15 protein-coding genes and 1 pseudogene are annotated in these 14,162 nt (G+C 38.4%); 14 read left to right on the forward strand and 2 right to left on the reverse strand.

Annotated elements, in window-relative coordinates:
* Positions 1–86: 86 nt before the first annotated feature.
* From L3081_RS05270 to L3081_RS05315, 10 genes are all read left to right on the forward strand, one after another.
* On the forward strand, positions 87–1,049 hold the full coding sequence (locus L3081_RS05270) for a RodZ domain-containing protein (RefSeq protein ID WP_242283984.1): 963 nt from the start codon (positions 87–89) through the stop codon (positions 1,047–1,049).
* A 32-nt stretch (positions 1,050–1,081) separates the two neighbouring features.
* Positions 1,082–2,212, forward strand: a complete 1,131-nt coding sequence (gene ispG, locus L3081_RS05275) for a flavodoxin-dependent (E)-4-hydroxy-3-methylbut-2-enyl-diphosphate synthase (RefSeq protein WP_242283985.1) — start codon at positions 1,082–1,084, stop codon at positions 2,210–2,212.
* A gap of 98 nt (positions 2,213–2,310) precedes the next feature.
* Positions 2,311–3,591 carry a histidine--tRNA ligase gene (hisS, locus tag L3081_RS05280; protein WP_242283986.1) on the forward strand — a complete coding sequence of 427 codons (1,281 nt, stop codon included), beginning with the start codon at positions 2,311–2,313 and terminating at the stop codon, positions 3,589–3,591.
* 23 nt (positions 3,592–3,614) lie between these two features.
* Positions 3,615–4,274 carry a YfgM family protein gene (locus L3081_RS05285; protein ID WP_242283987.1) on the forward strand — a complete coding sequence of 220 codons (660 nt, stop codon included), beginning with the start codon at positions 3,615–3,617 and terminating at the stop codon, positions 4,272–4,274.
* 14 nt (positions 4,275–4,288) lie between these two features.
* Complete coding sequence (locus tag L3081_RS05290; protein ID WP_242283988.1) at positions 4,289–4,432, forward strand: hypothetical protein; 144 nt, start codon at positions 4,289–4,291, stop codon at positions 4,430–4,432.
* Positions 4,433–4,539: 107 nt separating this feature from the next.
* Positions 4,540–4,689, forward strand: a complete 150-nt coding sequence (locus tag L3081_RS28010; protein WP_242283989.1) for a hypothetical protein — start codon at positions 4,540–4,542, stop codon at positions 4,687–4,689.
* A gap of 11 nt (positions 4,690–4,700) precedes the next feature.
* Positions 4,701–5,555 (forward strand): outer membrane protein assembly factor BamB, encoded by an 855-nt coding sequence (gene bamB / locus L3081_RS05300; protein WP_242283990.1) that lies wholly within the window; start codon positions 4,701–4,703, stop codon positions 5,553–5,555.
* A 118-nt stretch (positions 5,556–5,673) separates the two neighbouring features.
* Positions 5,674–7,182 carry a ribosome biogenesis GTPase Der gene (der, locus tag L3081_RS05305; RefSeq protein WP_242285561.1) on the forward strand — a complete coding sequence of 503 codons (1,509 nt, stop codon included), beginning with the start codon at positions 5,674–5,676 and terminating at the stop codon, positions 7,180–7,182.
* A 176-nt stretch (positions 7,183–7,358) separates the two neighbouring features.
* Positions 7,359–7,610, forward strand: coding sequence for a hypothetical protein (locus L3081_RS05310; RefSeq protein WP_242283991.1), 252 nt, complete (start codon positions 7,359–7,361; stop codon positions 7,608–7,610).
* On the forward strand, positions 7,594–8,043 hold the full coding sequence (locus L3081_RS05315; protein ID WP_242283992.1) for a PilZ domain-containing protein: 450 nt from the start codon (positions 7,594–7,596) through the stop codon (positions 8,041–8,043). Before L3081_RS05310 ends, L3081_RS05315 begins: the two co-directional genes overlap by 17 nt.
* A 14-nt stretch (positions 8,044–8,057) precedes the next feature.
* Here L3081_RS05315 and L3081_RS28015 read toward each other — a convergent pair whose 3' ends face one another.
* Together L3081_RS28015 and xseA are read right to left on the reverse strand one after the other, a co-directional pair.
* Positions 8,058–8,381, reverse strand: a complete 324-nt coding sequence (locus L3081_RS28015; RefSeq protein ID WP_338027262.1) for an exodeoxyribonuclease VII large subunit — start codon at positions 8,379–8,381, stop codon at positions 8,058–8,060.
* Positions 8,359–9,384 (reverse strand): exodeoxyribonuclease VII large subunit, encoded by a 1,026-nt coding sequence (gene xseA, locus L3081_RS05320; RefSeq protein ID WP_338027123.1) that lies wholly within the window; start codon positions 9,382–9,384, stop codon positions 8,359–8,361. Before xseA ends, L3081_RS28015 begins: the two co-directional genes overlap by 23 nt.
* 238 nt (positions 9,385–9,622) lie before the next feature.
* Between xseA and guaB the strand changes: the two genes are divergently transcribed.
* From guaB to L3081_RS05340, 4 genes and pseudogenes are all read left to right on the forward strand, one after another.
* Positions 9,623–11,095 (forward strand): IMP dehydrogenase, encoded by a 1,473-nt coding sequence (gene guaB, locus L3081_RS05325; protein ID WP_242283993.1) that lies wholly within the window; start codon positions 9,623–9,625, stop codon positions 11,093–11,095.
* A 255-nt stretch (positions 11,096–11,350) separates the two neighbouring features.
* Positions 11,351–12,926: pseudogene (guaA, locus tag L3081_RS05330) on the forward strand (glutamine-hydrolyzing GMP synthase).
* Positions 12,927–13,092: 166 nt separating this feature from the next.
* Positions 13,093–13,740 (forward strand): DUF2959 domain-containing protein, encoded by a 648-nt coding sequence (locus L3081_RS05335; RefSeq protein WP_242283994.1) that lies wholly within the window; start codon positions 13,093–13,095, stop codon positions 13,738–13,740.
* A 3-nt stretch (positions 13,741–13,743) separates the two neighbouring features.
* Positions 13,744–14,094, forward strand: coding sequence for a RidA family protein (locus L3081_RS05340; protein WP_338027124.1), 351 nt, complete (start codon positions 13,744–13,746; stop codon positions 14,092–14,094).
* The last annotated feature ends 68 nt before the right edge of the window (positions 14,095–14,162 follow it).

The raw sequence follows: 14,162 nt of genomic DNA on the forward strand, positions 1-14,162 counted from the left end.
GCCGATGGAATAAAATTGATAAGAATAAAAAGCTTCATATAAAAGATATAATTTTTTTAGAAAATCCTAAATTGGTAAATCAGTAAATGAGTAAGAAAACAATGACATTGTCTAACGATGATACGGAAACTAATGAGCTGAGCGAGCACATAGAGGTTGTTGGCCCAGGGCAAATGCTGAGCGAAGCGCGGCAGAGCTTATCTCTTACTACTGAAGATGTTGCCAAAAAATTAAACTTTAAAACACGTTTAGTTGAAAACATAGAACAAGATCTTTTCGACCAAAAATTACCAAGAACCTATAACCGTGGCTACCTGCGTAGTTACGCAAAATTGGTCAATGTTGATGTTATTGATGTATTAAGTGCTTATGACATGCTTGGTGTGGCTGAAGTTCAACGCAGCGAAATGCAAAGCTTCTCTAATTTAACTGAAAAACAAGCAGAACATAGTCGATTAATGTGGTTTAGTTATTTTATAGTCGCCATATTATGTGGCTTGATGATACTGTGGTGGCAACAAGAGCCTAAGCTCTCGGTTGATGAAAAAATTTCCGCTGATTTACAGGCTTCCTCAACACCTGCTGCTGTTCTGAATACAGAAGCTGAAGTACTTGTGCCGAGTAAACAAACATCAAGTACCCAAACACCAAATGATGAAGTAGATCCTGTTGAATTAGTCATAGATTCAGCCGATAGTGACCAAGAAAATATTCCTAACACTACCAATGAAGCACTTGATGATTTAACTGAAGATCAAAGCATTAATACGATCTCAAAAGACGATAAACAGCCTGATGTCGTTATCAGTACTGCAGTGTTCACTTTTTCAGGTGATTGTTGGGTTAATATCTTTGATGCCACCGGTGAGCGTATTGCTTGGGGAGTAAAAAAATCAGGTTATGTTATGACTGTTAATGGTCAGGCGCCATTAAAAGTCACACTAGGAAGGCCCGAACTAGCCACCATAATGTTTGATGAACAACCTATTGATATGTCCACTTTTAGTAAAGGTAATATAGCAAAGTTTACCTTGCCACTAAATTTATAAATTATTCGTAAAAGAACGCTGTAATAAAAATTATGTTTAAAGAATCTCCTATTATTCGTAGAAAGTCTCGCCAAATTATGGTGGGTAATGTTCCTGTCGGAGGTGATGCACCCATTACTGTGCAATCTATGACTAATACACTTACCACTGACGTTGTTGCAACAGTAGCGCAAATTAAGTCACTAGAAGCGGTTGGTGCCGATATCGTGCGTGTTAGTGTACCAACGATGGATGCAGCCGAGGCATTTCGAGAAATCAAAAAGCAAGTGAATGTACCGCTTGTAGCAGATATTCATTTTGACTATCGTATCGCGTTAAAAGTTGCGGAATATGGTGTAGATTGTTTACGCATAAATCCTGGGAACATTGGGCGTGAAGACCGCGTCCGTAGTGTTGTTGAATGTGCACGTGATAATAATATTCCAATACGTATTGGCGTGAATGGCGGCTCATTAGAAAAAGATATTCAAGAGAAATATACAGAGCCTACTCCTGAAGCATTACTTGAATCTGCTATGCGCCATGTTGATATTCTTGATAGGCTTAATTTTAATCAATTTAAAGTTAGCGTTAAAGCTTCGGATGTTTTTCTTGCGGTAGAATCTTATAAATTATTAGCGAAACAAATTGATAACCCATTACACCTTGGCATAACCGAAGCAGGTGGATTACGTTCAGGGTCGGTAAAGTCTTCTGTAGGATTAGGTTTACTCTTGGCTCAAGGGATTGGAGATACGTTACGTATATCACTGGCAGCAGATCCTATAGAAGAAATCAAAGTCGGTTTTGATATTTTAAAATCACTTAAATTACGTAGTCGTGGCATTAATTTAATTGCTTGTCCAAGTTGTTCTCGTCAAGAGTTTGATGTAGTTGCAACTGTTAATGCCTTAGAACAACGCATCGAAGATATTATGACACCTATGGATGTATCTATTATTGGTTGCATCGTGAATGGACCTGGAGAAGCCATGGTATCTGATCTAGGCCTAACGGGTAGCAACAAAAAAAGTGGTTATTATTTAGATGGTATTCGTCAAAAAGAACGCTTTGATAATAGCGATCTAGTTGATCAATTAGAACAACGAATTCGTGCAAAAGCGCACGCAATAGAAACGCGTTCAGCACAAAATAATCAAATTAATTTCAAAGCGCTAGACTAATTATCTCATTTGAGAATTACTCTATATTGGGTATAATGCGCGCTGCATAAATTGAATAAATTTTGATAGCATTGATAAATAAAAGAGAGATACAAAAAGTGGCTAAAAATAAAGCGCTACAAGCAATTCGTGGTATGAATGATTGCTTGCCAAGCGAAACGAATATCTGGCAAATGGTAGAGTCCGTATTGTCTCGAGTGGCTAGCAACTACGGTTTTGCAGAAATTCGTATGCCAATTGTTGAGTCAACAGCGTTGTTTAAGCGTTCTATTGGTGAAGTAACCGATATTGTTGAAAAAGAAATGTATACCTTTGATGATTTAAATGGCGATAGTTTGACATTACGTCCTGAAGGTACGGCAAGCTGTGTACGTGCAGGTATTCAACATGGACTTTTATATAATCAAGAACAACGTTTCTGGTATATGGGGCCAATGTTCCGTCATGAAAGGCCACAAAAAGGTCGTTATCGTCAATTTCATCAATTTGGTCTAGAAGCCTTTGGTATTGCGACACCGGATATTGATGCCGAAATTATTTTGTTAACTTCTCGTTTATGGCGGGAACTTGGTATCAATGAATTTGTCACACTAGAGTTGAATTCTTTAGGTAGCAATGACGAGCGAGCTAATTACAGAGAAGCACTCGTCAGTTATTTAACTGAACGTGAAGCCTTATTGGATGAAGATTCAAAACGCCGTATGCATACTAACCCGTTAAGAGTATTGGATAGCAAAAATCCACAAGTACAAGACGCATTAGCGGGTGCACCTAAATTGTCAGATTATTTTGGTGAGGAAACACAGCAACATTTTGATAGTTTGTGTGCACGTTTAGATGCCGCAGGTGTTAAATATGTATTGAATGATCGCTTAGTTCGCGGGTTAGATTATTATAATCGCACCGTATTCGAATGGGTTACCAGTAGCCTTGGTGCGCAAGGTACTATTTGTGCAGGCGGTCGTTATGACGGTTTAGTCGAACAACTTGGCGGTAAAGCCACGCCAGGTTTTGGATTTGCTTTAGGGATTGAGCGATTAGTACTGATGTTAACTAACAGTGAAGCTGTTGCTGATGTTCGTCCTCAAGTTGATGCCTATGTAGTGATCTTAGGTGATGAAGCCCAAGTTAAAGCGAATGAATTAGCTGAGCAATGGCGTGATCAAGTACCGAATATTCGTTTACAATGCCATTGTGGTGGTGGCAACATGAAAAAACAATTAAAGCGTGCTGATAAATCAGGCGCCAAAATCGCGTTAATCTTAGGTGATGATGAAATTGCCCAACAAAGTGTTATGGTTAAATATTTACGCGAACAACAAGAACAACAAAGCTTGGCATTTGAGAAAGTTCCAAGTTTGTTAAGTGAATTAATTTAAAAGTTTTTAGTCAAGGTGATGTAGTGGAAATTTATCAAACAGAAGAGCAGCAAGTAGAAGCGATTAAAGGCTATTGGGCAGAAAATGGCAATATGATTATTGCGGGTATTGCGTTAGGTTTTGCCGGTTTCATTGGTTTTAATGTCTATAAAGACAATAAGCTTGAAGATGAAATTGCGGTTTCAGATAGCTATCAAACATTAATTGAAGCAAGTGTTAATGATGATGAAACAACATTTACTCAAAATGCTGAAAAATTTATTAGTGAAAATTCAGGCACTAGTTATGAATCGTTAACTGCCTTAGCTTTAGCAAAAGAGTATGCAAGCACTAAAGATTGGGAAAAAGTGCAAACTCAATTGAAGTTGGCAATTAAAAGCGCACCAAGTGACGGTATTAAAGGTATTGCTAGTTTACGTCTAGCGCGAGTACAGGTTCAGCAAGAGCAATACGAACAAGCCTTATCAACATTGGCTCAACCTTTACCTGAATCTTTTAAGGCGTCAATCGAAGAAATAAAAGGTGACACTTACCTGTTACAAAACAAAAAAGAATTAGCACGTAATGCTTATCAAGCGGCTATTGACGCGGATGGTTTAGCCACTAGCCCAAATTTACAAATGAAGCTAGATGATTTGGCCACAGCCGTTAATATAACGACTGCTATTCCTGTTGCTAAGTAACATAAGGTTGTTTAATGGTTTTTTTTAAAAAACAAACAAGTAAAGGTTTGCTTGGTAAATACGCGAAAGTCTTTTCTATTCTTTTACTTTCAAGCACATTATTTGCCTGTTCATCAACTGATGATGAAGACAAAAGTGAAGAGCCAAAGCAGAGTTAACTGAGCTTGAGCAAAAGTTTACTCCAAAAGTTTTATGGGAACAAAGCGTTGGCGATGGCATTGATGATTATTTTTCACGCTTAAAACCGATTGTTGCCTATAATAAAGTGTATAGCGCTAACCGTGATGGTGACGTTATTGCTTTTGATGTAAAAACGGGTAAATCACTTTGGAAAGCCGATTTAAGCGATATTAATAATGAACGTAGCTTTTGGGATAATCGTATACCACCTTACTTTCGGGTGGGCCTGCTGTAGGGTTAAATAAAGTGTTTATTGGTAGTGAAAACGGAAAAGTTTTTGCGTTAGATGCCGAAAATGGCCAACTTTCATGGCAAACCAATATTAAAGGTGAAGTGATTAACACGCCGGCGATAGATGCCGGTATTGTTATTGTTAACTCTGCCTCTGGTGTTATGAAGGCGATGAATGCTAACGACGGCGAAGAATTATGGAAAATAGAACAAGACGTACCTGCATTAACATTACGTGGAATTAGTGCACCTGTGTTAGCTTCAGGCGGAGTACTGGTCGGTACAGGTAAAGGTGGCGTTAATGTTTATTTGTTAGAGAGTGGACAACAAGGTTGGTCAGCTGAAGTAGGTGAGCCAACAGGCTCAACTGAACTTGAACGCGTGATTGATGTTGATTCAGCACCGGTTGTCTTTGGTGATAAAGTCTATGCTGTTTCGTCTCGAGGTAACCTAGTTGCTATTGAACTTAAAAGCGGTCGAATTCTTTGGAAGCGACAATATTCTTCTTATCGTCAGATCTCCATTTACCGTAATACTATTTTCCTGACGAATGTTCGTGGTCATGTTTATGCTATAGATCGTCTGAATGGTATCGAGCGATGGAGTAATTTAGCTTTGACTAATCGAGGCGTTACCGGCCCTGCCGTTATAGATAATTATGTAGTGGTTGGCGATTTTGAAGGTTATTTGCATTGGTTAGACCAAGAAACGGGCGAAATTGTAGCCCGTCATGAAGTGGACAGTAGTGGCATTCATACCACTCCAACGGTGCTTGATAATATTTTATATAGTCAGTCACGTGATGGTGATTTGCAAGCAATTGCAACACCTAAAATGATAAAAGTGGGCAATAAGCTCCCGGCTAGCTAGTTTTTATACTAGAATTATATACGGCTCCAATGCAATAGCATGTGGAGCCGTTACTTGTTTTTGTACTTTTGTTTTTTATTTAAATAATTCAAGAGTTTTATTGAATTTTGAGGTTTTCATGCTTCCTGTTGTTGCCCTTGTTGGCCGCCCAAATGTTGGTAAATCAACATTATTTAACCGCTTAACACGCTCAAGAAATGCTTTAGTTGCTGATTACCCTGGCTTAACTCGAGATCGTCAATATGGCAAAGCGGAAGTTGAAGAACATCCCTTTATTGTCATTGATACGGGGGGGATCCATGGTGATGAAGAAGGCATTGATGCGTTGATGGCCGAGCAGTCATTGATGGCCGTAGAAGAAGCCGATGCGGTACTTTTCCTAGTGGATGCTCGAGATGGACTGACCTCAGCTGATTTTGGTATTGCTGATTACTTGCGAAAGCAAGACAAAAAAATATTCTTAGTCGCAAATAAAGTTGATGGTATAGATGCCGACTCTGCTGTGGCAGAATTCTACGCATTAAGTTTGGGTGAAGAAGTTCACCAAATTGCTGCGGCTCATGGTCGTGGGGTAACTCAATTATTAACGCTTGCCTTAACGCCACACATTGAGGCATTAAGGCAACCTAAAGTAGCAGGTGATAACCCAGACACACTTAATGAAGAGTTTGATAATTTTACTGATGATGAACTTGATTATGAGCTAACTGAAGCTGAGTTGGCGAAACAAGTCGAAGAAGCTCCAAGTGAAAATGATACAATAAAGCTTGCTATCATTGGTAAACCTAATGTTGGTAAGTCAACACTTACTAACCGTATATTAGGTGAAGAACGTGTTGTTGTATTTGATATGCCAGGTACAACACGTGATAGTGTTTATATTCCAATGGAACATAATGGGCGTTCTTACACTTTAATTGATACAGCGGGTATTCGTCGTCGTAAGAATGTTACTGATATTGTGGAAAAATTTTCAGTCATTAAAACGCTACGAGCGATTGAAGATTCAAACGTTTGTTTACTGATTATTGATGCCCGTGAAGGAATTACAGATCAAGATTTAAGCCTATTAGGCTTTATCCTCGAGTCTGGTCGCTCATTAGTGCTAGCAGTGAACAAATGGGACGGGTTGGATGACCATGTTAAAGATCGAATTAAAACGGAATTAGACAGACGCTTAGGTTTTATTGATTTTGCTAAAATTCATTTTATTTCAGCGTTACATGGTACGGGTGTTGGGCATTTGTATGAATCTGTTGAGGAAGCTTTTGTTAGTGCAACTAAACGGATTTCTACTGCGATGGTTACGAAAATTTTAGATATGGCGGTATTTGACCATCAACCACCTATGCATCAAGGACGTCGTGTTAAGCTTAAATATGCACATGCAGGCGGGTATAATCCTCCTATTATTGTGATTCATGGAAATTTAGCTAAGAAGTTACCTAGCTCATATAAACGATATTTAATGAACTACTACCGAAAGTCGTTAAAAATTATGGGAACACCAATTCGTATTGAATTCAGAGAAACATCTAATCCCTTTGCAGGCAAGAAAAAGCTTACTTTCACAGAACAAAAGAAAATGGCCAGAGCTACACAAGGTTATAATAAAGATAATAAGTAATCACAGTACGAGTTGTTAGTTAGAGAAGAGTTGCAGATAAGTTTTAGGCGTTTTTTTGCGACTCAGTATTTTTCTTACTATTCGTTCTTGATTCATTTGATTCATCATTGAAAATTATTGCTTTTACCCCCTCATTTGGCTAGTGTTATTTAATATACATAAAGGGATGTAAACTTATGTCTGTAAAACCCACGGATATTGACACAGCAACACGCTTAGACCGGAACTTAGCATTACTTCATGCGGGGTCATTAGTCACTATCGATATCGCGACACCAAGAGGTCAACGTGGTAAATTTAGAACAACATTCATTGGTTATCTTCCGAAGAAATACGTATTAATTCAATTTCCTGATTCAGGTAAGTTAGGTAAATTTTCCCAAAGATTTAGTGCAAGGGGCCACTATCACTGTGCGGGGATTAATTGAGGGCCATGAAGGTGCTGTAGTGGCTTTTGTTAGTACGATCAAGCAAACATTACAAATGCCTTCGCGTATTATGGTTTTGGATTTTCCTCGCACCGTTGGCCTACAAAATTTGCGTTCCTCAATTCGTATTGAAACGGATATCGATGCTAAAGTAAAAGTGGATGACAATTATTGGCAAACCACTATCACTAATCTCTCAATTAATGGCTGTCAGTTAAACATTGTTAATGGTGAAAAATTAGTATTATCAGAAAAAAAATCTCTTGAAATTGTTGTGGAAGATGAACAAGGTGCTAGTAATTTTAAATTAACAGGCGCGGTCTGCAATTTGAAACAGCAAAATGATGGGCTGTCTTTTGGTGTGATGTTTGATTCAGAAAGTAATGAGCAAGTCAGTCAACTACTATTAAGCACTATTACAGCAAAAGGATAGTTTGTTTATCGGCATCACTCAATAACAGCGGCTTTAATTGTACCATCAGTCACTTGAATGTTTATCTCATCATTAATAGATACTTGTGTAACGGAATTTACCACCTTTGTGTTTGAACCACGAATAATACCATAACCTCTTGCAATAGTAGCTAACGGACTTACTAACTGTAATTGCTCAATTAAATGCACAAATAATTCACTTTTATGCAGCAAATTATTTTGTTGTGCGTTAACTAATCGTTGTGCTAATTGAGTAACATTTGCTTGTTGTGTTGTAATTTGCTTATTGGGCGAAACTCTGCTGAGTCGTTGTTCAAGTTCTTTCGGGGTGGTAATGTGCCTGGCTAATAATGCGGCTTATTACTTGCTTTAATCTAACATTAAGTTCATCTGATTTTTGTTGGTGAATACGTAACTGCTGTTCAGGATGTACTTGCGCTAATCTGTGCTGATAATAACCAAGCTGTTGGTTAAGTATTGCGTATTTTCTGCCTATTGCATCGGTTAAACGTTGTGTAAATAATGTGATCTTTTTCAATAATTCATCACTATCACTCGATACTAATTCAGCTGCAGCAGAGGGCGTTGCTGCGCGCAAATCGGCAACATAATCGCTTAATGTTGTGTCAATCTCATGACCAACAGCACTGATGATAGGGATAATCGAATCGTAAATAGCGTGCACAACACTTTCTTCATTAAACGACCAGAGATCTTCTAAAGAGCCGCCGCCACGACCCACAATGAGTACATCACATTCGTTTCGGTCGTTCGCTTGGGCAATGGCATGACATATATCGTTACTTGCATATTTACCTTGTACTAACGCAGGGTAAATTATTACGTTAATATTTGGATTTCGGCGATTTAAAACCGTTAAGATATCTTTTACTGCAGCCCCTGTGGGGGAAGTGATAATGCCTAATCTTTGTATATGTGTTGGAATGGATTTTTTATGGACTGAGGAAAAGATACCGAGCGCGTTAAGTTTATTTTTCAATTGCTCGTATTGTTGACGTAATAAACCTTCTCCCGCGTCATCCATCTGCTCAATAATAAGCTGAAAATCACCACGGGGTTCATATAATGAGACTTTGGCCCTGACTAAAACTTGCTGACCATTTCGCGGAGTAATATTGGTTTTTTGATTGTTACCTTTGAACATCGCACAACGTATTTGTGATTTACTGTCTTTTAAGGATAAATACCAATGACCAGAACTTGCCGGAACAAAATTTGATATTTCACCTGTTAACCACACAGTATTTAGCTCGCTTTCTATAATAAAACGAACCTTTCTAGTGAGTTCACTAACTTGTAATATATGTTGTGCGGGCATAATAACGGTATTTATTGATGAGAAAAAAGATAAGTAAACAACAGTATATCGCGATGAAAAAAAATTAGGACATTTATTTCATGATTTATTTTCCAAACCAAACTTGAAATAATAGTGGTTGAAAAGAAAATTTATGTTTACCTAACTAAAGAAAACAGTTAAAATTCTGCCGCAATATTCGATACCAACTTTTAAATGTTTGGTATCCACTTTCCTCCTTAACTCTGGTGATATTGCGATGTTACGAATTGCCCAAGAAGCATTAACTTTTGATGATGTTCTATTAGTACCGGCTCACTCTAAAGTACTACCTCACACTGCTAATTTACAAACCCGTTTAACCCGAAAGATTAATTTAAATGTACCCATTGTTTCTGCATCGATGGATACAGTAACCGAGGCACGTTTAGCCATTACGTTAGCGCAAGAAGGTGGTCTAGGGTTTATTCATAAAAATATGACTATCTCTGAGCAAGCTTTCAACGTTAAGCAAGTTAAAAAGTATGAAAGCGGTATTGTATCGAATCCTAAAACTGTAAAAGCATCTGACACAATTGAAACTATTATGCGCAAAGCAGATAAGCTTGGCTTTTCAGGTTTTCCAGTTGTTGATGATAATAATAACTTAGTTGGTATTATTACAGGCCGAGATTTACGCTTTGAAACTGACTTAACAAAACCCGCTTCTATTTTGATGACAACAAAAGAAAATCTCATTACGGTAAAATCAGGTGCTGCTCGAGCAGAAATTCTCGGTTTAATGCATGAAAACCGTATTGAAAAAATACTGGTAGTAGATGATGCTTTTAAACTGGTTGGTTTAATCACTGCAAAAGATTATCAAAAAGCGGAAAGTAAGCCTAATGCTTGTAAAGATGAACTTGGTCGTTTACGTGTTGGTGCTGCAGTAGGTGTGGGAGCCGGTACTGATGAGCGTATTGATGCCTTAGTGGCGGCCGGCGTTGATGTATTACTAATTGATACCTCGCATGGTCATTCTCAAGGGGTGTTAGATCGCGTTAAAGAAACGCGAGAAAAATACCCTGATTTACAAATAGTTGCCGGTAATGTTGCCACTGGGGCCGGAGCCAAAGCATTAGCCGATGCAGGTGTTGACGCTGTTAAAGTCGGTATCGGTCCTGGTTCAATTTGTACAACACGTATTGTTACAGGTGTTGGTGTACCACAATTAACGGCTATTTCAAATGCTGTAGAAGCGTTAAAAGGTACTGATATTCCTGTTATTGCTGATGGTGGTATTCGTTTTTCAGGGGATATTGCAAAAGCGCTTGTTGCCGGCGCGCATTGTGTCATGGTTGGTAGTATCTTGGCGGGCACAGAAGAAGCACCAGGTGAAGTGGAATTGTATCAAGGCCGTTATTACAAATCGTATCGTGGCATGGGCTCTTTAGGAGCGATGGATCAAAAAGAAGGGTCAAGTGATCGTTACTTCCAAAAGTCAGACGGTGAGGCTGATAAATTAGTACCTGAAGGCATAGAAGGACGTGTAGCTTATAAAGGACCTGTTGCTGCCATTATTCATCAGCAAATGGGGGGGTTACGCTCATCTATGGGATTAACTGGTAGTGCTACGATTGAAGTGATGCGTACTAAACCAGAGTTTATGAAAATAACGTCTGCGGGCATGGGCGAGTCGCACGTACATGATGTCACCATCACAAAAGAAGCCCCTAATTATCGTATGGGATAGATCGGTTGAGTTATTTTAGCTCAATTTCGGCGTTGCAAGTGCTCATTGACTATCGTCAACTTCACGCTAGCGCCTTGAACGAGAACTAAAATACTCTCAACCTAATGTAGCTATAAACATTCAATTTTTACAACGCATTACATTGTGAAAATAGACAGAATTCAAACACCCTGAACTGCACTCTTGTTAGAGAAAAGTTCAGGGTGTTGTTATTTATAAACAATACCTTTAATGGTAAAAAGCAGGAACAAAAACATGAGTACAGACATTCATGATCACCGCATACTGATTTTAGATTTTGGCTCACAATACACCCCTTATTGCTCGTCGTGTACGTGAAATTGGCGTTTACTGTGAACTTTGGTCATGGGATGTGACAGAAGCACAAATTAAAGCGTTTAATCCAACAGGAATAATTCTAGCCGGTGGCCCAGAGTCAGTAACCGAAGAAAATTCACCTCGTGCACCTGAATATGTCTTTACGGCAAATGTACCTGTTTTAGGTATTTGTTATGGTATGCAGACGATGGCAGAACAACTCGGCGGCGGCGTACAAAGTAGTGAACATAAAGAGTTTGGTTATGCTGCAGTTGAAGTCATATCTAAATCACCTTTATTTAATGCGATTGAAGACAGTGTCAGTACTAATGGTAATGCATTGTTAGATGTTTGGATGAGCCATGGTGATAAAGTATCAGCTATTCCAGAAGGTTTCGTAACCATTGCGAAAACAGAAAGTTGTGCATTTGCTGCCATGGCAAATGAAGATAAGCAATTCTATGGTGTACAATTTCATCCTGAAGTCACTCATACCAAACAAGGTCTGCGTATATTAGAGCACTTTGTTGTTGATATTTGTCAGTGTGAAAAATTGTGGACATCAGCTTCAATTATTGAAGATGCCATTGCCAAGATGAAAGAACAAGTGGGTGATGACGAAGTTATTTTAGGTCTTTCAGGCGGAGTTGATTCATCCGTTGTTGCCATGCTTTTACATCGAGCTATTGGTAAGCAACTCACCTGTGTTTTTGTAGATAACGGATTACTTAGGTTAAACGAAGGTCAACAAGTCATGGACATGTTTGGCGATCACTTTGGCTTAAATATTATTAAGATTGATGCAGAAGATAGATTTTTAGATCGCTTAGCCGGAGAAGATGATCCTGAGAAAAAACGTAAAATAATTGGTAATGTTTTTATTGATGTTTTTGAAGAGGAATCAAACAAGCTTGAGAATGCTAAATGGTTAGCACAAGGCACCATTTATCCTGATGTCATCGAATCTGCCGCTTCAGCAACAGGTAAGGCACATGTAATTAAGTCACATCATAATGTGGGCGGCTTACCTGATTATATGAAATTAGGCTTAGTTGAGCCACTACGCGAATTATTTAAAGATGAAGTGCGTAAAATAGGTTTAGAGTTAGGTTTGCCGTATGACATGCTTTACCGTCATCCGTTTCCTGGTCCTGGGCTAGGCGTACGTATTTTAGGTGAAGTGAAAAAAGAATATGCGGATTTATTACGTCGCGCTGATGCTATTTTTATTGAAGAACTACACAAACATGATTTATATACTAAAGTAAGTCAAGCGTTTACCGTATTCTTACCTGTACGTTCTGTAGGGGTTATGGGGGATGCGCGTAAGTATGATTGGGTCGTTAGCTTACGCTGCGTTGAAACAATAGACTTTATGACTGCACGTTGGTCACATTTGCCTTATGATTTCTTAGGACTTGTATCTAATAGAATTATCAATGAAATTGATGGTATTTCACGTGTGGTATACGATATATCAGGGAAGCCACCGGCCACAATTGAATGGGAATAAAATAAGCGTTATTTTACTTATTGACCCCAATGTTGCAAAGCATTGGGGATTTTATTGGCTTGTATAAGTGAGATAATAATTTTGCTCGGTTCGCTTAATCAATATACCATGAACACTATGATTAACTTGTTCCACAAAAATTGACAATATCACCTGAGGGAAATGTATGATTAAATTTAGTCAAAAAGTTTGTATTGCTATAAGTATTCTGATCTTGGCGTCTTGCTCGACTGCTTATTATTCCGCAATGGAAAAAGTTGGCATTCACAAACGAGATATTATGGTTGACCGTGTTGTTGAAGCCAAAGAATCGCAACAAGAAGCGCAAGAACAGTTTAAGTCTGCATTAGAAGAAATGACTGCCTTAATCAATTTTGATGGTGGCGAACTTGAAGAACAATACAATGTTATTCAAGAACAATATGAAGATTCTAAAAAAGCGGCAGATCTTGTTAGCTCACGTATTGAAAAGATAGAAGATGTTTCAGAAGCTTTATTTGAAGAATGGCAAGAGGAAATTGAGCAGATTACTAGTGCTAACCTTAAAAGACAAAGTGCAAGTAAATTGAAAGAAACGCAACGTCGTTACCAGTCATTGATTAAGTCGATGCACAAAGCTGAAAGCAAAATGGCGCCTGTTTTATCCGCGTTAAAAGATAATAGCCTTTTTTTAAAACACAATTTAAATGCTAAAGCGGTTGGTGCTATGCAAGGTGAAATGTTGTCTATCAAAAAGGATGTTGGTGTGTTGATAAAAGACATGAATGCAGCGATTGAACAATCACAAAAATTTATTGATTTACTGGAGAAATAATCTGTGTCAATTGAAAGGTTAGAAACTAAACAGCGCATGAGTCGTATCGTTAAACATAACGGCACAATTTACTTGTGTGGACAAGTGGCTGCAGATGCCACAAAAGATATCACTGAACAAACGGAAACAATGTTGGCTAAAGTAGATGAGTTATTATCGCAGGCAGGCAGCGACAGAAAAAATATTTTATCGGCGACTATATATATAAAAGACATGAGTTACTTTGCAGACATGAATGCTGTTTGGGATGCTTGGGTGCCAGAAGGTTATGCACCGGCAAGAGCGTGTGTTGCCGCTAAAATGGCACGAGAAGCCTTATTGGTCGAAATTTCTGTAGTAGCGGCTGAAATTTAAGATTTACAAACCTTTCAACACCTTATGTTCTACTCAATAAGGTAGATTTGGTGGTTGAATAAAGGACA

Source organism: Colwellia maritima, assembly GCF_022669015.1.
GTDB classification, from domain to species: domain Bacteria; phylum Pseudomonadota; class Gammaproteobacteria; order Enterobacterales; family Alteromonadaceae; genus Colwellia; species Colwellia maritima.